General features: G+C 56.2%; 21 protein-coding genes and 1 tRNA gene. 9 read left to right on the top strand and 13 right to left on the bottom strand.

All coding sequences use genetic code 11. The annotated features are described in order from the left end of the window. On the bottom strand, positions 1 to 1,227 hold the full coding sequence (locus tag AC1DFB_RS06970) for an MFS transporter (protein ID WP_223118012.1): 1,227 nt from the start codon (positions 1,225 to 1,227) through the stop codon (positions 1 to 3). A gap of 98 nt (positions 1,228 to 1,325) precedes the next feature. Between AC1DFB_RS06970 and AC1DFB_RS06965 the strand changes: the two genes are divergently transcribed. The 3 genes from AC1DFB_RS06965 to AC1DFB_RS06955 are packed head-to-tail and all read left to right on the top strand — an operon-like array spanning position 1,326 to position 2,950. After that, a complete protein-coding gene (locus AC1DFB_RS06965) occupies positions 1,326 to 1,958 on the top strand; it encodes a DNA-3-methyladenine glycosylase family protein (RefSeq protein WP_480922389.1) in 633 nt (210 codons plus the stop codon). Continuing rightward, a complete protein-coding gene (locus tag AC1DFB_RS06960; protein ID WP_170392997.1) occupies positions 1,955 to 2,620 on the top strand; it encodes an alpha/beta fold hydrolase in 666 nt (221 codons plus the stop codon). Before AC1DFB_RS06965 ends, AC1DFB_RS06960 begins: the two co-directional genes overlap by 4 nt. Before the next feature lie 27 nt (positions 2,621 to 2,647). Beyond that, a complete protein-coding gene (locus tag AC1DFB_RS06955) occupies positions 2,648 to 2,950 on the top strand; it encodes a putative quinol monooxygenase (RefSeq protein WP_170405913.1) in 303 nt (100 codons plus the stop codon). 4 nt (positions 2,951 to 2,954) lie between these two features. Here AC1DFB_RS06955 and AC1DFB_RS06950 read toward each other — a convergent pair whose 3' ends face one another. Together AC1DFB_RS06950 and AC1DFB_RS06945 are read right to left on the bottom strand one after the other, a co-directional pair. Continuing rightward, the gene (locus tag AC1DFB_RS06950) at positions 2,955 to 3,380 is read right to left on the bottom strand and encodes a VOC family protein (RefSeq protein WP_480922388.1); all 426 of its coding nucleotides are present in this window, start codon (positions 3,378 to 3,380) and stop codon (positions 2,955 to 2,957) included. Positions 3,381 to 3,411: 31 nt separating this feature from the next. Further along, positions 3,412 to 4,017, bottom strand: coding sequence for an rRNA large subunit pseudouridine synthase E (locus tag AC1DFB_RS06945; protein WP_480922387.1), 606 nt, complete (start codon positions 4,015 to 4,017; stop codon positions 3,412 to 3,414). A gap of 211 nt (positions 4,018 to 4,228) precedes the next feature. Between AC1DFB_RS06945 and AC1DFB_RS06940 the strand changes: the two genes are divergently transcribed. After that, complete coding sequence (locus tag AC1DFB_RS06940) at positions 4,229 to 4,816, top strand: HNH endonuclease (RefSeq protein ID WP_170405905.1); 588 nt, start codon at positions 4,229 to 4,231, stop codon at positions 4,814 to 4,816. Here AC1DFB_RS06940 and AC1DFB_RS06935 read toward each other — a convergent pair. Continuing rightward, positions 4,811 to 5,284 carry a disulfide bond formation protein B gene (locus tag AC1DFB_RS06935; protein WP_480922386.1) on the bottom strand — a complete coding sequence of 158 codons (474 nt, stop codon included), beginning with the start codon at positions 5,282 to 5,284 and terminating at the stop codon, positions 4,811 to 4,813. The two genes, AC1DFB_RS06940 and AC1DFB_RS06935, sit on opposite strands and share 6 nt — an antisense overlap. Continuing rightward, positions 5,281 to 5,859 (bottom strand): YqaA family protein, encoded by a 579-nt coding sequence (locus AC1DFB_RS06930; RefSeq protein WP_170393003.1) that lies wholly within the window; start codon positions 5,857 to 5,859, stop codon positions 5,281 to 5,283. The genes AC1DFB_RS06935 and AC1DFB_RS06930 overlap by 4 nt, the downstream gene beginning before the upstream one ends. A 145-nt stretch (positions 5,860 to 6,004) precedes the next feature. Here AC1DFB_RS06930 and AC1DFB_RS06925 point away from each other — a divergent pair. Continuing rightward, positions 6,005 to 6,090, top strand: a tRNA-Leu gene (locus tag AC1DFB_RS06925). A gap of 416 nt (positions 6,091 to 6,506) precedes the next feature. Here the strand turns inward: AC1DFB_RS06925 and AC1DFB_RS06920 are convergent. From AC1DFB_RS06920 to AC1DFB_RS06905, 4 genes are all read right to left on the bottom strand, one after another. Next, positions 6,507 to 6,731 carry a hypothetical protein gene (locus AC1DFB_RS06920; protein ID WP_170393004.1) on the bottom strand — a complete coding sequence of 75 codons (225 nt, stop codon included), beginning with the start codon at positions 6,729 to 6,731 and terminating at the stop codon, positions 6,507 to 6,509. A 615-nt stretch (positions 6,732 to 7,346) separates the two neighbouring features. After that, on the bottom strand, positions 7,347 to 8,381 hold the full coding sequence (locus tag AC1DFB_RS06915) for a lipocalin-like domain-containing protein (protein ID WP_480922385.1): 1,035 nt from the start codon (positions 8,379 to 8,381) through the stop codon (positions 7,347 to 7,349). Continuing rightward, on the bottom strand, positions 8,371 to 10,785 hold the full coding sequence (locus tag AC1DFB_RS06910) for an ABC transporter permease (RefSeq protein ID WP_480922384.1): 2,415 nt from the start codon (positions 10,783 to 10,785) through the stop codon (positions 8,371 to 8,373). Before AC1DFB_RS06910 ends, AC1DFB_RS06915 begins: the two co-directional genes overlap by 11 nt. Then, complete coding sequence (locus tag AC1DFB_RS06905; protein ID WP_480922383.1) at positions 10,782 to 11,429, bottom strand: ABC transporter ATP-binding protein; 648 nt, start codon at positions 11,427 to 11,429, stop codon at positions 10,782 to 10,784. Before AC1DFB_RS06905 ends, AC1DFB_RS06910 begins: the two co-directional genes overlap by 4 nt. Between AC1DFB_RS06905 and AC1DFB_RS06900 the strand changes: the two genes are divergently transcribed. After that, positions 11,428 to 12,030, top strand: a complete 603-nt coding sequence (locus AC1DFB_RS06900) for a potassium channel family protein (RefSeq protein ID WP_370644421.1) — start codon at positions 11,428 to 11,430, stop codon at positions 12,028 to 12,030. The two genes, AC1DFB_RS06905 and AC1DFB_RS06900, sit on opposite strands and share 2 nt — an antisense overlap. On the opposite strand, the gene cls is transcribed toward AC1DFB_RS06900, so the two are convergent. From cls to AC1DFB_RS06885, 3 genes are read right to left on the bottom strand one after another with little or no spacing between them, the layout of a single operon-like run. Continuing rightward, positions 12,027 to 13,439, bottom strand: coding sequence for a cardiolipin synthase (cls, locus tag AC1DFB_RS06895; protein WP_480922382.1), 1,413 nt, complete (start codon positions 13,437 to 13,439; stop codon positions 12,027 to 12,029). The two genes, AC1DFB_RS06900 and cls, sit on opposite strands and share 4 nt — an antisense overlap. Before the next feature lie 23 nt (positions 13,440 to 13,462). Beyond that, complete coding sequence (locus tag AC1DFB_RS06890; RefSeq protein WP_170732262.1) at positions 13,463 to 14,437, bottom strand: HAD family hydrolase; 975 nt, start codon at positions 14,435 to 14,437, stop codon at positions 13,463 to 13,465. Positions 14,438 to 14,497: 60 nt separating this feature from the next. After that, a complete protein-coding gene (locus AC1DFB_RS06885; RefSeq protein WP_255612093.1) occupies positions 14,498 to 16,108 on the bottom strand; it encodes an arylsulfatase in 1,611 nt (536 codons plus the stop codon). Positions 16,109 to 16,383: 275 nt separating this feature from the next. Here AC1DFB_RS06885 and AC1DFB_RS06880 point away from each other — a divergent pair, with 275 nt between their 5' ends. Continuing rightward, complete coding sequence (locus AC1DFB_RS06880; protein ID WP_480613503.1) at positions 16,384 to 16,980, top strand: Crp/Fnr family transcriptional regulator; 597 nt, start codon at positions 16,384 to 16,386, stop codon at positions 16,978 to 16,980. Positions 16,981 to 16,987: 7 nt separating this feature from the next. On the opposite strand, the gene AC1DFB_RS06875 is transcribed toward AC1DFB_RS06880, so the two are convergent. Then, a complete protein-coding gene (locus AC1DFB_RS06875; RefSeq protein WP_170393011.1) occupies positions 16,988 to 18,079 on the bottom strand; it encodes an AI-2E family transporter in 1,092 nt (363 codons plus the stop codon). Between the two features lie 158 nt (positions 18,080 to 18,237). Here AC1DFB_RS06875 and AC1DFB_RS06870 point away from each other — a divergent pair, with 158 nt between their 5' ends. Beyond that, positions 18,238 to 19,095 carry a YihY/virulence factor BrkB family protein gene (locus tag AC1DFB_RS06870; RefSeq protein ID WP_170393012.1) on the top strand — a complete coding sequence of 286 codons (858 nt, stop codon included), beginning with the start codon at positions 18,238 to 18,240 and terminating at the stop codon, positions 19,093 to 19,095. Continuing rightward, positions 19,092 to 20,999, top strand: coding sequence for a cytochrome c3 family protein (locus AC1DFB_RS06865; protein WP_480922381.1), 1,908 nt, complete (start codon positions 19,092 to 19,094; stop codon positions 20,997 to 20,999). The genes AC1DFB_RS06870 and AC1DFB_RS06865 overlap by 4 nt, the downstream gene beginning before the upstream one ends. Positions 21,000 to 21,014 lie beyond the last annotated feature (15 nt).

Genomic DNA, 21,014 nt, shown 5'->3' with positions numbered 1-21,014 from the left:
TCAGACGGTTTGTGGGTCCGAAGGCCTCAGAACCAGCCACAGCAGCGCGCCACCTGCAAGGGTCAGCAGCGGGATCATGGCGAGGTTTACGGCCGTCCAACCCTCGACCGCTGAACCGCCCGAGCAGTTCATCAATCCGCCAGAGGCAAGCGAGGCAAAAGTCACGCCGCCAAACACCAGCAAGTCATTCAGGCCCTGCATTCGCCCGCGTTCGTGCACTTCATGCGAGTCTGCCAACATGCTGGTGGCGCCAATGAAGCCAAAGTTCCATCCGATGCCAAGCAGGATCAGGGCGACGAAAAAGTTACCTAGATCAACACCTTGCAGGGCGACAATGCCTGCACCGCCAAGGATTGCCAAACCGAGAGCTACGATCTTTTCGACCCCAAACCGCGCGATCAGGTGGCCGGTGAAGAAGCTGGGAATGTACATCGCCAGTACGTGGCTGGTGACGATATCCGCGGCATCACCTTCGGTATATCCGCACCCGACGACGGCCAAAGGTGTAGACGTCATTACAAGGTTCATCAGCGCGTAGGAAACCATTGCGCAGATGATCGCTACTGCGATGCGTGGAGTTTTCAGCAACTCCAGCCTTGTGCGACCTTTGGGTTCATCTTCGGTCGGTTTCGGCGGAGTAGGGATGTCGAGAAAGAAGAACAGGGCTGAGCCGATTACGTTGATCGCGATCACCGCCAGATAAGTGCCCAAAAACGGGACCACATACGCTTGCGAAGTCAGCTTGACGATCTGAGGGCCGATGATCGCCGCCGCAAGCCCTCCGGCCATGACGTATGAGATCGCCTTGGGCCGAAATGCATCAGAGGCGGTGTCTGCTGCTGCAAAGCGATAAAAGCCATGTGCGCTCATGTATATGCCGGTCAGGAAGCTGCCGATCAGGAAGATCGGGAACGAGCCGAGATAAAGGCCGTAAGCCCCGATAACGCCCCCTGCGGCACCTGCGGTTGATCCCACAAGAAACCCGGCACGGCGTCCCCAGCGTTGCATGATGGCCGAAATCGGCGTGGCCGCCAGCATTGAACCCAGAACGATCAGTGAAATCGGCAGCGTCGCAAGGCAAGCGTTGCTGGCCAGCGATTGGCCTGCCAGCCCGCCGACGATGAACATCATGGGCATCTGTGCACCCAGGATTGCCTGTGCTGCCACCAAAACGGCAACGTTGCGTTTGGCCTGACTATCGTCAGGGGTGGCAGCGATCATTGTCATGGGCGAATGGTTATCTACGATTGAGACTTGGCACAAGCGGGTTGCATATGCGGCACATCCGCCTAACGTGCGGACAAGGATCACTTATCGGAGAGCGCATGTCCGTCGGACGCATCATCGAAACACCGGACTGCGTTACCGAAGGGGCCGAGTGGTTGGCTGAGGCCTGCCCCCGGATGGCTTATGCGATGGAGCAAACCGGACCCCTGCCACTCAGGCGCAAGCCTGACGGGTTCGCCCAATTGCTCAGCGCGATTGTCAGTCAGCAGGTCAGCGTGGCCTCGGCAAACGCAATCTGGAAGAGGCTGCAGGACGCAAAACTGACCGGTCCGCGCAAGATTATGTGGGCCACTGATGATGATCTGCGCGCCGTGGGTCTCAGCCGTCAGAAAATTCGCTATGCCCGCGCCTTGGCTGAGGCGCGGATCGATTACAAAGCGTTGCGTGATGCGCCAGATGACGAAGTGGTCGCAATTCTGACCGAGGTACCGGGAATCGGTGTCTGGACTGCCGAGATTTATGCGATGTTTTCGCTGGGTCGCGCCGATGTGATTGCACCGGGCGATCTGGCCTTACAGGAAGCTGCACGCATCCTCTATGAATTGTCAGAACGACCAAAAGACAAAGAGTTACGCCAGATGGCTGAAGCCTGGTCGCCATGGCGATCGGTTGCGGCGCGGGTGCTGTGGGCCTATTACCGGGTCGCAAAAGACAGAGAAGGGATCAGATGACACGGGTTTTGAACGCGCTCAGGAAAGAGCCGGTTTCAGGCGACACACGCTCGGTCGTGGTGTTTGTGCATGGTTATGGTGCAAACGGGGCCGATCTTTTGGGGCTGGCTGATCCGTTGGGCGAGCATCTGCCGGATACGTTGTTTGTAGCTCCGGACGCGCCTGAACAGATCATCGGTATGCCCAACGGTTTCCAGTGGTTCCCGATCCCGTGGATTGATGGCTCATCCGAGGAGGAAGCCCGACGGGGTATGGAAATGGCAGTTGAGGATTTCAACGCGTTCCTTGATGCGCTGATGGTGGATGAGGATGTCCTGCCAGAGCAGGTAGTGCTGTTCGGTTTCAGCCAGGGCACGATGATGAGCTTACATGTAGCCCCGCGCCGCGAGGACCCAGTGGCGGGGATCGTAGCGTTCTCGGGACGTTTGCTGGAACCTGATTTGCTGCCGGACGAAACCGTAAGTCGCATGCCAATCCTGCTGGTGCATGGCGATGCTGATGACGTTGTACCGCCGCAATCGTTGCCAGAAGCAGCTGAGGCACTTCAGGCGGCCGGGTTCAAAGAGGTTTATGCCCATATAATGAAGGGCACCGGCCACGGGATTGCTCCGGATGGCTTGAGTGTTGCGCTGGCCTTCATGCGGGATAAGCTGAGCCTCTGACTTGCGGGGCGATCTAAGGAGAGCATGATGCTGATCGTGACAGGAGTGGTCGAAGTTTCAGATGCAGCGGTCGAGAAAGCCATTGATGCCGCGCAGGAAATGGTTGCGGAAACTCTGAAAGAACCCGGATGCCTGATCTATGAATTCAGTCAAATCCTGGGTCAGGCGACCCGCTTTCGGGTCTATGAGGAATGGCAGGATCAGGCCGCGCTTGAGGCCCATTTCGCGACCCCTCATATGGCTGCTTTTCAGGCGGCACTTGGTGAGGTCGGCGTTGTCTCTAGCGAAATCTACCGTGTGATCGGGGGCGAGAAGCAGCCGCTTCGCTGATCGATCACTCCCACAGCCTTCCTTCCGAGAATTCGACCGAGTTGCCTGCAGGGTCTCGTACATAGAGCGACCGGGCTCCGTTGGGCCAGTCGATCTCGGCATCGACAGGGATGTTCCAGTCCAACAGATGCTTGCGCATCACGGTGATTTCATCTCGGGTTAGGACAAGGCAAACATGGCTGGGACCGCGCGCCCCATGCGGTGGGACCGGCAGATCGGGGTTGCCTGGCGGTTTCTCGGTTTCGCTGGCATTGAACAGCAACAGGACAGACCCGCCGATTCGATAGAACACATGGCGGTCGGTGACGCGCTGGATTTTCTCTAGCCCCAATATCTGACCATAGAAATCCTCGGCCGCATCTAGATCGTCGACATACAGCGCGGCTTCCAGGATGGCAGACGGGGCAGGGATATCCGGTGTGACCTTCATGCCCTAAGCCTATCACATCACGCAGTTTTTGTCACCGGCGCGGGCGGCGCTCCCGCTTGCGCGACGGTGCTGCGTCAACAGCTGGAATCGGCAGGCTTTCCCACTGACCGGGGTCAAGGCCGTCCAAAGACCAATCTCCAACACGGGCTCGGATCAGGCGCAGAGTTGGGTGCCCGACTGCGGCTGTCATCCGGCGAACCTGACGGTTGCGGCCCTCTTTAATCGTCAGTTCAACCCAACTGTCGGGCACCGTTTGGCGAACCCGGATCGGCTGGGTGCGTGGCCACAGCCATTCGGGTTCGTCAATCAGCCGCGCCTTGGCGAGGCGCGTCAAACCATCCTTAAGTTCAACACCTTCCCGCAACGCCTTTAGTGCCGCTGTATCGGGAATGCCTTCGACTTGAACCCAGTATGTCTTAGGCATCTTGTGCTTGGGGTCTGATATCTGCGCCTGCAATCGCCCATTATCAGTCAGCAGCATCAAACCCTCGCTATCCCGGTCCAAGCGTCCCGCAGGATAGACACCGGGCAGGTCGATGAATTCCGAGAGCGTGCTGCGGGGCGAGTCAGAATTGGCGCGGTCGGTGAACTGCGGCAATACATCGTAAGGTTTGTTGAAACGGATGAACCAGGACATGCCCCGCCATAGCTTGCAGACCACGTCTGCGCAACCTGTGGATAAGTGTCACTTATCTGTTACGTATTCGGCCTAACCAATACCCGAGATGTTGTGTGAACTCGGCACTTGTCAGAGATTTAACACGATATATAGTTAACTTAAGGCCGGGGCGGGTGTTCCCCGCTCTGATGTCACAAACGGGCAGTACAGAGCGAGGAGCGATTCTGTTATGGACGGAGACTTCAGGACCGAATTTGTCAGGGAAACCGGTGCGCTCAAGCATCATCCGGCATTGGTTTTGAACGCTGATTACAGACCTCTTTCCTACTACCCGTTGTCTTTATGGCCGTGGCAGGAGGCGATCAAAGCTGCCTGGCTGGACAGGGTGGATATTGTTGCGGAATATGACGAGGTTGTCCGCAGTCCCAGTACCGAGATCCGAATACCCTCGGTCGTTGTCCTGAAAGACTATGTAAAACCCAGAAAGCGCGTGGCCTTCACGCGCTTTAATTTATTTTTGCGGGACGAATTCAAATGCCAGTACTGCGGCAGCCGTGAAAACCTGACCTTTGATCATGTTGTACCGCGCGCTGCGGGCGGGGTCACAAGTTGGCAGAATGTCGTTGCAGCGTGCAGCCCGTGCAATCTGCGCAAGGGCTCAAAATCCCTGCGACAGGCCAGAATGTCACTGAATAAACCGCCGCGTCAGCCGGATGCTGAGGCTTTGCGCAATATCGGTCGGAAGTTCCCCCCGAACCATCTGCACGAAAGCTGGATCGACTTCCTCTACTGGGATGCCGAACTGGATCAGCTATAAACCCTGGCGCGCGCGCCAGGCTGCTATCCAGATCAGGACCAGACCCGTCGAAATCAATCCATTCCAGCCCGCCATGGAAATCCCGAACATCTCCCACGGGATGTCATCGCAACGCACGAGCGGGGCGGACATGATCTGATCCATTAACTCTTCGGCACTCAGACCACCGATATCACCAGATGTGCAGGTCGATGGGCCCTCCCACCAGCCTTGCTCGACCCCAGCATGGTAAAACCCTATTCCCGCCGTTGTGGCCGCGGCCAGAGCGCCTAGTAGGGGCAGGGGGCGGACGCCCGGGAAGGCAAAGGCTAGAGCACCAAGAATCACTGCGACACCATGAGGATACCGCTGCCAGATGCACATTTTGCACGGCGCGAGCCCACCGATGTACTGAAAGCCCCAAGCCCCAAGTAGCAACGCGGCCGAGCCGGATGCGGCAACCAGAACCAGAAGTCTTTTGCGCGTCATAAGTATTTCACCACAAGAAAGCCGCCAAACAGCAGGATTATGAATAGGGTAAACATCAAACCCAACCGTTTTTCGATGAAGTCACGGATTGGTTCCCCAAATTTCCATAGCAGCCCGGCCACAAGAAAGAAGCGCAAGGCGCGCGCCAGGATCGAGGTGGCTATGAACGTCCCAATCGGCATCCCGGTCCAGCCCGACATGATGGTGATGACCTTATATGGGAAAGGCGTCACACCAGCCGCCAGCACGGCCCAGAAGCCGAAATCATTGAAGCGGGTATTGAATTCTTCCATTGCGTGGGCTTTGCCCATGGCTTCCAGAACAGGCTGCCCAAGGCTTTCGTAAAAGAATGCCCCAATTGCATAACCCAATATCCCACCCAGCACCGAGGCAACCAAGGCGACCGTCGCGATCAGCCAGGCCCGCGACGGACGCGCAAGGATCATGGGAATCATCAAAACATCGGGTGGGATCGGAAAAAACGAACTTTCAACAAAAGCCACAACAGCCAGCGCCCAGAGCGCATGAGGATGTTCGGCCAGACGAATGGTCCAGTCATAAAGGGATCGCAACATGAAGAATAAGTATCCTGGTAACCGCTGCGGCAAGCCAAACCATGCACCCGACTGACCGTCAACCTCCTTCGATGAAACATTCAGGGCAGTGGTTGTTTTTTGCCTCTGGACCTTCTCTCGGTAGGGCGCTAATCCAGTGTTCGTGGCCCAAGTGGCGGAATGGTAGACGCAGGGGATTCAAAATCCCCCGGTAGTGATACCGTGCCGGTTCGAGTCCGGCCTTGGGTACCAAAGTAAAAACAGTGAGTTAGGGGAGCCGGCTCGCTGTTTTTTCTTTTGGGGACATTTACTTTGAACTGTTTTGATTCATCAACGAGTTTGCTTTGAATGCACGAGTCATATCGCCATTTCTGGACAAGCCGTGGCTTCACAATTCTAGGTTTATGCAGATATTTCACACTTCCATAACATTTTCTGGACGGTCGGTTTCGGTATTCAGAATGGGTGCTAATCACGCGCGTTCCAGCGCTCGATCCCGCCAGTGCGATATTGGTTGAGGCAACGCGCCATTGCCCACTAAATCGCGGAACTCTGAAGTAGTCACATCCAGCAATTCTTAATAGTTCTGATGCCCAGTCGCGCGAGATGGCGGCTTTGTAATTGACCTGTGGGTGGGACCCGCTGCTTAGAACGCAGCGGGCAGAGCGTTAGCTACACTTTTGCTCGTAGTAGGCATCAAGTAATTCAATGATCCACTTGATGATAAATTTGGTTGCACCGTTCGCCTTTTCTTTGATCTTCTCCAGAACCACTCGTACCACAGGCCACGCATCGCAAAAATCGATACCTTTTACCTGTTCTGGTTGCCCTAGATCGAGTGAGTTCAAATAGGCTTCGATCTCTTCGCGGCTCACTTCAACGCCATTAGCCATTTTCAATTCCTTTCAAATAAGTGTGTGTAACAGGCAACGCCCGAATTCGATTAGTTAAAAATAATTTTGTTGAAACGGGCGAAATTGCCGTGTTTTGAACACTAGTGCATTTGATCGAATTTTTCAATTTTCAGCACAACCGCATGAGCGAAATGGAAAAATGTTCGGCTTGCGCCTCGCTCAGACCAGACAGCTATTGCAAGTCTTCTGCGTATTCCTCGCGTGTTTTGTTAACGTGTTATGACAAAGCGATTTTTCTGATTCCCTCGCCTCCCATCGATTAAAAATATGTGCAATCCTGACCGGGTGTTTATCGCACTCAGGATAGTCGAGTATGTTATAATACGACGAGGTTCAGTGTCGTGAAACTGATCTTCAGCTCCGACATCAAATACCAACAAAGCCCTGCAAACAGCTCGGGAATATCACTATGATGTGTGGGACGGTTCGGCGTGTTGTTTCTTGTGCCTCTGAATATGACCAGGAGTGGGAACTGGATTTCCACATGGTCTCGAATTTGAATAAGTGGGCGCTGGGTATTGCATGACCCTGAAAAGCAAGCTCTGACCCCGTTTGGGGACATCCGCTAGCTTGAAAGAACACGAAATTTCAACTTCAATACCCCGTCATCTCAAGATATCCGCGTCCTGTGTGGCTACCTGTGATGGTGATTGGGCCTTCCCAGTATTCGAACCGGGTTCCCATCCAGGCTTTCGGGGTTATGGCATCGACTTCAACATCGATCCCGCGATCCGGCAACGACACCTGCCATTTGATCGGAACGTCACGTTGTGCCACGCGGGCGGTTTCAAGGGGTTCTAGCAGGACTGAGCCGTCAGGTAGGGGGGTCGTTTGCCCATCGGCCTCAATCCACGTAGCGGCCGTGAAATCCCCTCGATCCCCGCGTAGGCGGAAGGCCATCAGCTTGTCACCGTCGTCAAAGCTGAGCGAGAACCAGTCCCAGCCGCTTTGATCTTCGGCCAAGGGTTGCGAAGACCATTCGCGATCCAGCCAACCCTGGCCGGCGACTTCGACATCTTCGTTGGGCAGGTGGAGCGTGCCCTCGACCGAGTAGAAGGGTTGTGAATAGTAGTAGCTTGCCTGACCATCGGCGGATTTCACCGAATACCCCTCGGCCCCGTGAAACACCAATGGGCCTTGGGCCTTCAGAGTCAGATCATACCCAAAGTCTGATCCGTTTGCTGTCAGGCTGAGGGTTTCCAAATCATCGCCGCGCATGTGCCATTCATCGATCCATGCCTCAAACGGATGGGCCGTTACGCCAGCCTGTCCGACACCGCCGCGAGAGAGTCGTTCGGCGAAATAGTGTGTTTCTGGCGTTGTGAGCGCGGCATGGCCCATCCAGATCTGCGGGCTTTGCCAGCCGTCAGCCTCGGACGGTTTCAGGGCCGATCGGAACAGGGTCCATTGTATGCCATAGTCGCGACCCTCTGCGTCTTTGAGGTTTGCCGTCAGATACCACCATTCAATCCGATAATCCGGATGGGCGCCGTGATCTTGCGGAAACTGAAAGCTGTAGCCCGGTTCAGGACGCGTAAAGCCATCCGCATTGCCGCCCAACCCGGCATAACCCTGCGCCCAACCGGGAATTGGAAGGAGGATGAACAGAATGAAGGCTTTAACGTTCATTGGCAAAAACCCTCAACAGCGCAGCAGGTGGCAGGCGGAGCAATCGTAATGAGGGTAGGGCCGCTGCGAGCACGGCGGCAACCAGAGTCAGCAGGAATAAGCTCAGCCAATCAGTTGGGAACAAATACATGGGCAAGCGCCATCCGAAGGCCTGCACGTTGATCACGGCCAGCAGCACCCATGCCAATACAAGGCCCAATGGAAGGGCAAGACAAGCGGTCATCACCGCAAGCAGGACACTGCGCAGAAGCTCTAGCTTGGCCAGTTGCGCGCGCGTTAGACCCAGCGCCCAGACCGGTGCGACCTGAGGCAGGCGCTGGGTCCACAATGTCAGTAAACTGGTGAGTATCGCGAACCCCGCAACGCCCAGTGTCAGCACATTCAGCGCTGAGGTGACGACGAAAGTTTTTTCAAAAACAGCCATCGATTGCGCTTTCATAGCGGCCTGCTGCACAACTGCCGATGGAGGCAGGTCAAATTGGTCACGCAACGCCTGTGCCAGCTCCGAGGCTTGATCCGGTGCGATGCGAATGCCAAAGCGGCGTGTATCCGTGTCCGGGGCAATCTGATCCAGCATCGGCATTGCGACGATGGCCTGACCTGTCGGGTTCCCATAGTCGGAATAGACACCTGCAATCGGCAAGCTGTGCTCGGGTGTGATCGAGATGGTATCTCCAGGCCATAGATCCGCGCGTCGTGCGAGTTGCTCGTTGATGAGTACGGCGCCGCGATACAGGACGTTGTCCCAGACGTCAGGACCCTTGGCGATCAGTGGCCAGTTGTTGCGATAGCTATCGTGATCAACAATCCCGTACAGAAACAACGGCCCGGTCTCGTGCGGCAATTCGGTGCTGCGAATGGGTAGGACAGCTGACGCCCTTGGGTCGAGCCAATCGATAAGGGCTGCGCCTTGTGCATTGTCGGCTGCGGTCACGTAAAGTTCGGAGGTCAACCGTTGATCGAGCCAGCCAGTAAAGGTGAGGCGGAAGCTTGAAACCATTGTGCCGACGCCGATATTCGCGGCGAGCGCCAGCAGCAAGGCCATCAGCGCAAGTGACAGACCGGGCAATTGCGCCCGCATGTCCGCGAGCACCCATTGACCAACAGGCGTGCGGGCCCGGCGCAGGCACAAGGTCAATATCCCTGACAGTGCGAGCGGCAGCAACAAGGCCGCTCCGGTCAGCATCCCGGCAAGCAAGGCAAATCCTGCGATAAGTCCGCCGATTGTGAAATATGCGATAAAGCCCACTGCTAGCAAGGCTAGGCCACATGCGCCTGTAATCTGGGCCGAGGCTTTACTGCCACGCCAAGCTTGTAAGCCCGGCCCTGCGAGGATGGGCATGCGCGAAAGTCGCCAAAGAGCGTGGCCACTGGCCGCCAACGTGCCGCCTGTTGCCATCGCAAGACCTGCGGCGACCCATTGGGGGCGTAATGACATCTGCCCGTCGATTGTTGCCCCGTAGAGGCCGCGCAACGTGGCGGCGACATCAGGCAACAAGGCTCCAGCCAGAAAATACCCCAGGGTTAACCCGAACAGGCCACCGATCAGGGCCAAGAGAAGCAATTCACCCAGAACGATCCAGATCAGGCCCCGCATGGGAAGGCCCAACGCCCTTAATGTACGGATAGTGCCACGCCTCTGCGCGAAGGCGAGGCCGACCGTTCCGTGAACGATGAACAGGCCGACGGCGAAAGACAGCAAGCCGAAAGCTGAGAGGTTCAGGTGAAAGCTGTCGGTAAGCTGCGCGGTATCCAACTGGGCCGAGGGGCTAATGCGTTGAAGTTCAGGCGCAAGTTCTGACAGAGACGGGACACCACGGGGCTGATTGGGCAAGATCACCAGACGGGAAATCTGACCGGGACGGTTCAGAAGACGCTCGGCCAATCCAATATCGGTGAGCACCAGATCAGGTGGCAGCGCGGTGCTGGAAAGCGCCGGTGGGAAGTCGTCACTAGATTGAAACAGCGGGGCCAGGGCGGGTGACATCAGCAGCCGCCCCGGAGCTGTCAGCATATCAGCCGGGCCGGGGGCATCCGCGCCTTGCTCGATCTGGGTGATCGCGGGCAGGACAGGGTAGGTCACCAAATCCACCCCCATCAGACGTACGGAACGGCCCTTGATGCGCAGCGTGCCTTCTAAGACGGCCGCCACTTGCCAGCCTGCGCGCCTGAGCTCGGCGTAGCGGGAAAGAGGGATCGTGGAACCGGAGGCGCGCAATTCGTCGAATTGTCCGATGGCAAGCTGGGTGCTGGCGCGTTCATAGCTCGCGCGCGCTTCGGCATTGATGGCTTGCACGGCCGACCACAGACAAGTTGCCAGCGCGATACCCGTCAGAAGCGTCATCAATTGCAATGGGTGCATCCGCCAATGGGACACCAGCGCCAGGACCGCAGCGCGTGTCATGCGATATGCCCGCCCGTCAGGTGGGCACGCCGGTCGAGACGGCTGGCGATGTCATTCGAGTGGGTGACCAGCAGGAGCGCAGCGCCGGTATCGGCAACCAATGAAAGCATCAGGTCCAGCACCACCGCACTTGCTGTTTCGTCCAGATTGCCAGTCGGCTCATCCGCTAGCAGCAATCGTGGTCGGATCGCCATGGCGCGTCCGATGGCAACTCGCTGCTGCTGTCCGCCCGAAAGGTTCTCGGGGTAGCGGTCTTGCAATTCGCTCAGGCCAAGGCGCTCGGTCAGGTGGACAACCCAATCCGGGTCGTTCCGACCCGCAAGTCGCGCATGGATCGAGAGGTTCTGGGCAACGGTCAGCGACGGGATCAGGTTGAACTGCTGAAAGACCAGAGACAGGGTGCCGCGACGCAATTCGGCGCGTTCCGCATCATTCAGGGCCGACATGGCGCGCCCGTCCAGAGTAATCTCTCCGCCATCAAACCCATCCAGCGCCGCCACCAGATGCAATAATGTGCTTTTGCCACTGCCACTTTCTCCGGTCAGCGCCAAGGTCTGTCCCTGTTCCAGCGTCAATGAAACATCGGTCAGGACAGGTCTCCCACCGGGATAGGATTTTCGAACGTGATTAATTGATAGCAACATGCAAACTCTCATCTGGTCCCGTCACAATGTGCAACGCGGCGCGCCAGTGTCCAGAGCCGAGATCGGTTCTATTCGCCGCAGCCTTACGCATCGCATGGGGTTGTCGGCAACGCGCGAAACCCCCATGCTTGCACAGTTTTCAGCGATCAGAACAAAGGCCGTTTACATGACATTGTCGCAACAAATCATTTGGGGCAGCTTCTATCTGGGTATTTGTTTTCTGATCGAAATCATGCTGCTGACATGGTGCGTTCTGGTCATCCGAAAACTGGTTGCGAAATGGGAGACGCGCAGCACTATCCTTGCAACCGCAGGCCCGATCAGCGTGGCGCTGGTGTTTATCGTGCTGACCCATACGGTTCAGGTCTGGATCTGGGCGATTGTCTGGGTGTGGGGTGATGTGCTGCCGGATTGGAATTCGGCCCTCTATTTCTCATTGGTGACGTTCACAACGCTGGGTTACGGCGACATCGTCTTGGGCGAAGGGCTGCGCATCTTCGGAGCGTTTGCATCGGTCACGGGCCTACTGGCCTTTGGGCTGTCGACCGCGTTCCTGGTGGCCCTCATGACGCGGGTCTTTGAAGAACGGTTCCTGAACTAGAGGATCGGTGCAAACAACCGTGCAAGCGGCGCACCAAAACGGATGTGGAACGGTTGCTGGGGCAAATTGCGGGTCAATTCGTAACTTGCTTCAAAATCAGTTTCCAGCATCGCAGCCACTGCGTTTGCTGCGCGACGATCAAAGAACAGGGCCATCGCCTCAAAGTTCAGACGGAAAGATCGGTTGTCCAGATTGGTGGTGCCAACGGCGGCCAAGGTATCGTCTACAACAAACGCTTTTTGATGCATGAAGCCGTCGGTATAGCGAAACACACGGGCGCCACAGTCTCGAATTTCGTCGAAATAGGCAAAAGCGGCCAGCCAGGGCAGACGATGGTCGATGACATCCGGCACGAGTATCCGTACATCCACACCGCGCAGTGCGGCGTGCTGCAGCGCGGTCATGATGTCGATGTCAGGCACAAAATATGGTGAGGCGATCCAAAGCCGTTCTTTCGCCTCAGTGATGGCCGCAAAGAACATCATTGCGCCGGTTTCTGTTTCGTCGCCCGGGCCCGTTGCCACCAGCAGCGCATTCATGTCCTGATCAGATTCATTTCCAGCCCAATCGAGTTGGTCGATCAGATCTTCGTTGCGCGCCCAGTGCCAATCCTCGGTAAAAATCAATTGCAGTTGCCGTACAACGTGGCCGGTCATCTTGATATGCGTGTCCCGCCAGCGACCGAACCGAGGGCTTTGCCCCAAGTATTCAACGCCGATGTTGTGACCACCGATAAAGCCGACATTGCCATCCACGATCACAGTTTTTCGGTGGTTGCGATAGTTCAGTTGAAACCGGAAATTGGGCCCGCGTTGTTCGCGGGGATCTGCAACATCCACACCGGCCTGGCGCAGCGTCTCAAAATAGCTGGACGGCAGGCCATAGCTGCCCACCGCGTCGGTCATGAACCGAACATGTACGCCACGCTTGACCGCGGCGATTAGCCGGTCCCGCACCCTTCGCCCAAGATCATCATCCCGGACGATGTAGAACTGGATCAGAACGTAATTCTCGGCCTTATCTATGGCGTCGAGAATGGCATCAAACGTAGCTTCGCCGTCGATCAGCAGCTCGGCTCCATTACCACGTGAGACGGGCAAATGGGCAAGCGCTTCAAACGCGCGAGGATTGACTCGCATCGTCTGAGGGTCGGGTTTCGAGAAATCGGCAAAGGTCTTGATCCCTTCGACGACGCGCTCACTTTCTTGCCGAGCGATCCGGTATCCTCTGAACCGATGGTGACCGAGGAATAGATACAGCGGCACGCCAAACATCGGGGCCGACAGCAGGAACACAACCCAGCCAACCGCTCCTTGTGGTGTGCGTGCAGTCTGCGCAGCGCGAACTGCAAAGACGACCGCTACGCAATAGAGTGAAAACAGAAAAAACGAGACGAGTAATGTCCACATCGGGGCGCAGCGATCCGGGTTGCTTAGTTTGCCCCAGTGTAGATGCGGGACCAGTCGTTGGCCATATCAACAATGACCCATCCCATATCCGGGCCTTTGTCCAACCCATCGACCAGCCGTCCAATCGGGCTTTCGCGGTCGTAGGCCCATTCACGATCCGCATCAGTGTGATGGATCAAAACGCCCAGCCGTGGCCCGTCGCCTGCGGTGGTCCATTCAAGCATGGCAAAATCCCCGTCCGAGTTTCCCCCGGCAAATATGGGGCGCTTGCCGATGGTGCGCTCGATATTGATAGGTTTGCCTTCTTTATCATCGATGAAGGCGATGCCGGGGGCCTTGTTGATTACAGGCGTGCCGTCCACATTGTCATACGTGGTCTCACCATAGGTGCCCAGAATCTGTTCGGGCGGGATGCCATAGGCCTGTTCGGCGAAGACACGCATGAAATGCAGGCCTCCGCCTGAAACGATATAAGTTTTGAAATCCTCATCCCGCAGATAGCGCAACAGCTCGACCATCGGCTGATAGGTCATCTGGTCGTAGGGCAGATCGGTCTCGGGATGTCGTGCAGTGTCCAGCCAATCGGCCACCGACGCCTGAAATACTTCAACGCTGCTGCCGGAATGCGATGCGTTGACCACTTCGATCAGAGCGTCGTGCCCGCCTTCCAGAATGGTTTTCAGATCACCTTCAGCAGCCGCTTTCAACGCTGGGGTCGATAAGATCGATGGGTCTTGTTTAGCAAGCTCTGCCAGTTGGTCCATGGCAAATATGAACTGAAAATAGACCGGTTGTTCGGCCCAGAGCGTGCCGTCATTGTCAAACACCGCAATCCGGTCGACGGGAGTGACATAGAGTTCATTCGCCGGGTCGCTGACCGCGTCAACAAAGTCGATGATCTGCTGTTTTGATGCCGAGTCGGTCCAGCTGGGCAGGGGGTCTGCGAACGCCACTAAGGGGACGGTGGCTATAAACGCCGTGAGTTTGAGAAATCTCATGTAATAGCCTCTGATACTGGAAAAAGGGGCCGCGCTTTACGGCGGCCCCTGTCTTGTTTTCTAGTTCGAAGTTGGTGTGGCCAATTTCTGCATCACCTGATCAAGGCTGAAGCTGGCCGCCTTCTGACGTGGTGGGAATTCTTGGAAAGTACTCAGGAAACTCGCCACATATTGCTGCGCCGGTACTAGGAAATACACCCGGTCGATCATCCAGTCGTAGTATGTGTTGGATGTACGGTATCCACGCTCATAAGGGTCGCGGCGCAAATTCACGATGATCGGCACGCGCAGTTCCGTGAATGGTTCCATCCATGCGCGCAGGGTGGCCCATGCTTTTTGCTCCAAAAAGATCAGCTTCCAGTCGTCAAAACGCAAAGCGGACAGGTCGCCGTCATCCGTGAAATAAAAGATTTCTCGGCGGGGGCTTTCAGTGGTCTCACCGGTCAGCAGTGGCAAGATGTTGTAGCCATCCAGATGCACTTTGTAGTCGCGACCCATGGCAGGTGAGGAATAGCCGGCTTTCAGCTTTTCCTTGATTTCGGGGTCGCCAGCGACCGCCAGATAGGTGGGCAGCCAGTCCATGTGATGCACGATTTCGTTTGAGATCGAACCCGCTTCGATCTTGCCGGGCCAACGCACCATGGATGGTACGCGCCAGCCGCCTTCCCAGTTGGTGTTCTTTTCGCCCCAGAACGGTGTCGAAGCGGCATCCGGCCATGTGTTGTAATGCGGGCCGTTATCGGTGGAATAATGAACGATCGTGTTGTCGGCGATGCCGAGTTCGTCCAGCAGATCAAGCAGTTGGCCGACCTGAATGTCATGTTCGATCATGCCCGCCGTGTACTCATCGGCCGGACTACCTAGGATTTCGTTGGCTGTTTCGCGCATTTCTTCCCCGACATGGGTGCGGAAATGCATGCGTGTGCCATTCCACCATACATAGAATGGTGTGCCGTTCTGGTTGGCCTCACGAATGAACTCAACGGCAGCTTCCAGGGTTTCCTGATCCACCGTTTCCATGCGTTTGCGTGTCAGTGGACCGGTGTCTTCGATGGGGCCACCTGCGCTGGACTTGATCACACCGCGCGGACCATAGGCCTCGCGGAACGTGCGCCCGTCGGGCAGAACCGCGTCCCCGGGATAATCTTCATGCTCGGGTTCTTCTTCTGCATTGAGGTGATAGAGATTCCCAAAAAACTCATCAAATCCGTGATTTGTCGGTAGATGCTCATCCCTGTCGCCCAGGTGGTTCTTGCCAAACTGGCCGGTCACGTACCCATGATCCTTAAGCAACCCTGCAATCGTGGGGTCTTCGATCTGCATCCCTTCTTTAGCGCCAGGCAAGCCAACCTTGGACAGTCCAGTCCGGAACACCGATTGGCCCATGATGTAAGATGAGCGGCCAGCTGTACAGGATTGCTCGCCATAATAATCGGTGAAGATCATGCCTTCATCGGCGACCCTGTCGATATTGGGGGTCTGGTATCCCATAAGGCCCATTGTGTAGGCCGAAATGTTGGATTGGCCGATGTCATCGCCCCAAATGACCAGAATGTTGGGTTTTTGATCCTGCGCCCATGCGGGCAGTGCGACCAGAACGGCAATCGACGCTGCTGCGGTACGGCGCAGTCCGATACGCCAGCTTTCCAAGAACCGGGTTGTAGTTAACATGTTTTACTCCTGAACTTGTGGACAATTTGTCCCTGTGAACTATCTGAGACTTGTGTCCAGAATAGGATTAGTTGCAGTCGTTAAGCATTGGATATCCCGCGAAAATAGCCAGATTGCGGGATTCGTGTGTAAGTAATGTAGGCCAGTGAGCCTGATTGAAATTTATCATATGATGAAGTTTAAATATATAGATGGCATTAATTGAAACTGATCTAGACGCGCTGCAGGAAAGTTCCTGGTTCAAAACCAGATCTCCCGCCTTTCAGGATGCTCTGATGCGCAGCGCCGTGCGCCGAACTTACGGTGCTGACGAAGCTTTGTTTGTCCAGGGTGATCCCGCCAACGGGATCCACGCTGTATTGGATGGTAGTGTTAAGATCACCGTCCCCGCAGATGACGGTCAGGAATTTGTCATACACCAAGAGGGACGTGGCTTTTGGATCGGCGATCTCGCGTTGTTTGCGACTGCGCATCGGCTGATCAGCGTGGTAGCGACTCGTCCAACCGAGACGCTTTTCTTTCCGGCCCCGCGGTTAGAACGCTTGGTGCAGGATTCTCCTGACTTTGTTCGGGATTTCTACGCCTTAAGTCATGAAAACATGCAAAAAGCCCTGCGTATCGTAGCCAATCTTGCGGTGACCGGCACCGAGAAACGGCTGGTTTTGAGGCTGCTGCATCTGGATGAGGTGACATCCGATGCAGAGGGTTGGATACCGGTTTCGCAGGAAGAGCTGGCGGCTATGATTGCAGTCTCTGCGCCAACGCTTCACCGAGCATTACACAGGCTTATCGAATTGGACTTGATCGAAGGCGGGTATGGTCGGCTGAGGTTGAAAGATCGACGCGCCCTCGTCGCTAGCTGTCAAAGTTGACGGACCTTCAAGCCGAATGTTCGGTTGACGACCGATCATCCTCGCCAAGCCTTCCATCCAAAGACATCAAGATCGCGACAGGGCGCAGCGCGGGGATGTGGCTGAAGATGATCAGGATGCAGACGGTCAAAGGCACACTCAGGAACGCTCCGATCAGACCCCAGACCGTGGTCCAGAAGGTCAACGCCAAAATCACTAGGAAGGTCGACATGTTCAGCGATCGGCCTAGCATGGCCGGATCTAGAAAGTTGCCGATTAGAAACTGTAGTGTGCCGCACCCCAGAACGATCACGAGAAATGGCCCGATCGTCTCAAACTGAACCAGAGCGATCATTGCGGGAAAGATGACGGCGATGATCGAACCGATTGACGGGATGAAATTCAGGGCGAAAGTCAGCACGGCCCAGGTTTCAGCATATTCCAGACCCAGCGCTTTGAATACGGCGTAGCTAATGGTGGCGGTGATCAGACTGATAAAGGTCTTCACGCCGACATATCGCTGCAGGCTGTACGAAATCGCATCCAGAACCAAGGCCAGGTCAGCCCCCAGCCTTGGGTTGCCGGCGGCAAGCTGGATTTTCTTGCGAAAGGCCAACCGCTCGGCCATCAGAAAGGCGACATAAAGGCTGATAAGGAAGAACTGGTTAAGCAGTGATGTGGCGCTGCCCAGCAATATTCGAGCGACATAGGACATATCGATGCTGACCAGATTGTCTCGGATAAAACTTGTGACATCGTTGCCGACCAACCCGGTAATTCTATGAACAGCCCCGTCAAACTGGCTTTCGTAGGTGTTGATCGAGCGTGCAAACTGCGTGGCCTGACTGCCCAGTATGTACATGATCATGAACAAACCGGCCAATACAACCGTTACTCCCGCGACATTCGCCAACCAGATTGGCACCCGCGTCACTGCAATGACCCGGTCGCTAAGGGCCAGGATCAGCACGTTGACCAGTAACGCCATGGTCAACGGCACCAGAAAGTTTGCCCCTGCATAGAGGCCAAGCACCATTAGCGTGGCCACGATCGCTACATCCCGCAATACGCTCAGTTGCGGACGCGCACGGGATGGGCTGTTTTCTGGGTCAGAGGTCATAAGATGGCCTTGGTCTGAGTGCTGCCTGGATGTGTTTTGATTGATCCTGCACAGGCTGGCGGGTTTATGCAATCCATACAGAAGGTTATACCCATGAAATCGGTGGCCTGATCCGATTGGCGGTTCTGCCAAAGGAAAAGGCACGCTAGGCTAGCGCAATGCCAACTGTTTTGATTCCCTCGTTCGGTCAATTCCTGCGTGCGCTCTGGCTTGCTGTGCGCCGATTTAATGACAAAAACGGCTTCGTCATGAGCAGCCACGTCGCCATGTCGTTGATGATGGCCCTGTTTCCATTCGTTCTATTCACGGTCGCGTTGGCAGGGGCCTTGTCACAGGGCTATGTGACCGATGAACTGATCGAACTGATATTTGGCGCCTGGCCCAAAGACGTGGCCGATCCCATCGTTTCAGAACTGCGTGCTGTTCTGGCCGGTGCGGGCTCGGGCGTGATCACTTTGGGTGGCTTGTTGGCGATCTACTTTGCCTCGAACGGAGTCGCCGCTGTGCGAAAGGCGATGGCGCAGGCCTATCACGACACGGACAATTGGCCGTTCTGGAAGACCCGACTGCTGTGCTTTGTGCTGGTCATAATCGGCGGTGCTGCCATTCTGGCCATCGCGGCGGTCGAAGTCGTTCTGCCGGTCTATACCCGTTTGGTTTCGGAAAAGACGGCGGTGGATGTGGACAACTGGTTGTCGGTGGATCGTCTGCGATGGACCTTTACCGTGGCTGTCCCCGCTGGCACCGTTCTTTTGGCCCATCTGATCTTGCCCACCCGACGGCACAGCCTACTACAGATCTTGCCGGGCGTAATCCTGACATTGGCTTTGTGGGCTGCAGGTGGATGGGGCTTTTCAATCTACATCGCCAAGTTTGCGACCTATAGCGCGACGTATGCCGGGCTTGCAGGGGCGATGGCGGCGCTGATTTTCCTGTACCTGTGCTCGGCCATGCTGATCCTCGGGGCTGAATACAACGGCGCGCTGATCGATTTGCAAAACGAAGAGGGGCAATGATGTATCTCCGCGCAATCTTGGTGACCGCGATCCTTTGGTTGACCGTGCAGCAGTCGCAGGCGCAGGACTATGTTGGATCAGACGCGTGCTCGGATTGTCATAAGGAAGAAACCGAAGCCTGGGAAAGCTCATACCATGCGCTTGCCTGGACCGAGGTGGAGGACGGCCACGTTCAGGCTGATTTCGATGGAACACGATTCTCGCATGATGGAATGAGCGTGGCCTTTGCGGATCAAGATGGAGCTCTTACGGCGCAAGTCACCGAAAAAGACGGCGTTACAACGACCTATCCGGTCCATTCCGTTGTCGGTATCGCGCCGCTACAGCAATATCTTTTCGAAACCGAGCCCGGCCGATTGCAGAGTTTTGATGTGGTTTGGGACGTCGAAAAGGGCCGTTGGTTCCACCTTTACCCGGATCAGGATCTGCCTCCGAATGATGGGCTGCACTGGACCGGTCCGTACAAAAACTGGAACGCCCGCTGTGCCGAGTGTCATGCGACCGGTTATGTGAAGAACTACGACTCTGAGGAAAGGCGCTATGCCTCGACACAGGTCGAAATTGGTGTCGGGTGCGAGGCTTGCCACGGGCCGGGCTCTGCGCATTTGGAGTGGACGACCGGAAAAGTGTTGCAAGACGGTTTGAGCGAGTTCGGATTCCCTACGACATGGGGCAGGGGGCAGACAGAAGCGGAAATTCAGCAATGCGCCGGCTGTCATTCCCGGCGCGAGGCGTTAGAAGATGGTAATCCGCTTCCCGGCAAGCCGTATCACGACGCCTATAACCTGGCGTTGCTGCGACCGGGTTTGTATCACCCAGATGGCCAGATTTTGGACGAGGTCTATGTTTATGGCTCATTCCTGCAGTCGCGCATGTATGCAGAAGGGGTGGGTTGTATGAATTGCCACGATCCGCACCGGGCTGAGGTGAAAGCCGAGGGTAATGGGTTGTGTACCCAATGCCACTCCCCCGCTGGCAACCCGGATTTTCCGACCCTTCGGCTGGCCGAATATGACACGCCCGCGCATCACCAACATGCTGAAAATTCTGCGGGTGCCCAATGCAAGAACTGCCACATGATCGAGCGTGTCTATATGGGTGTAGATGGCAGGCGCGATCACAGCTTCCGCATTCCCCGCCCTGATCTGGGGCTCGGAACTGATGCCTGCACAGATTGCCATGCGGATGAAGATCAGTCTTGGGCGGCGCAGCAGATTGAACTCTGGTTCCCGGAATCATCCTATAGAGTGGCGCATTATGGCACGACATTTGCAGCAGCAGGCAGTGGTCAATTGGACGACCCTGAAACGCTGGTCGCGATCGCTCTGGATGAAGGGCAGGCAGGTATCGTTCGCGCAACCGCTCTGTATTTGTTGCAACCTTTTGCAACGCCTGATCTTGCCGAGCGTCTGGCACCGTTGCTGGCCGATCCGGACCCACTGATACGTGCCAATGGACCGGTACTGCAGCGTCAGGTTCCTGCCCAGTTGCGCGCTTCGCGGTTAGAGCCGTTGTTATCCGACCCCATGCGCAATGTACGCATCTCGGCTGCGAAAGAGTTCTTATCGATCCCAGCGCAGGCCATGACGCAAGACCAACGCGCAAGCGCGCAGCAGGGCATGGCGGATTGGCAACGTAGCATTTCCAATCGTTTGGACTTTCCTGAGACCCATTTGGTGCTGGGTGGTTGGGCGCTTACGCTCAGAAACGCGCCGGCTGCAGAACGTGCATTCCGCGAGGTTGTAACGCTCGACCCGCAGCGCGTTGAGGCTTGGCCGATGCTGGTTCAACTTGCCCACATCAATCGCGGTGTTCAGGCTGCGTTGGCGACATTGGACGAGGCCTTGTTAGTGCTTCCCGATGATCCGAACTTAATGCAACTTGCGCAGGAACTCGGGAGATAGCTGGCATGGAACTGG

It is taken from the genome of Ruegeria sp. S84, assembly GCF_056583445.1.
This window is presented reverse-complemented; position numbering and strand designations above follow the sequence as displayed.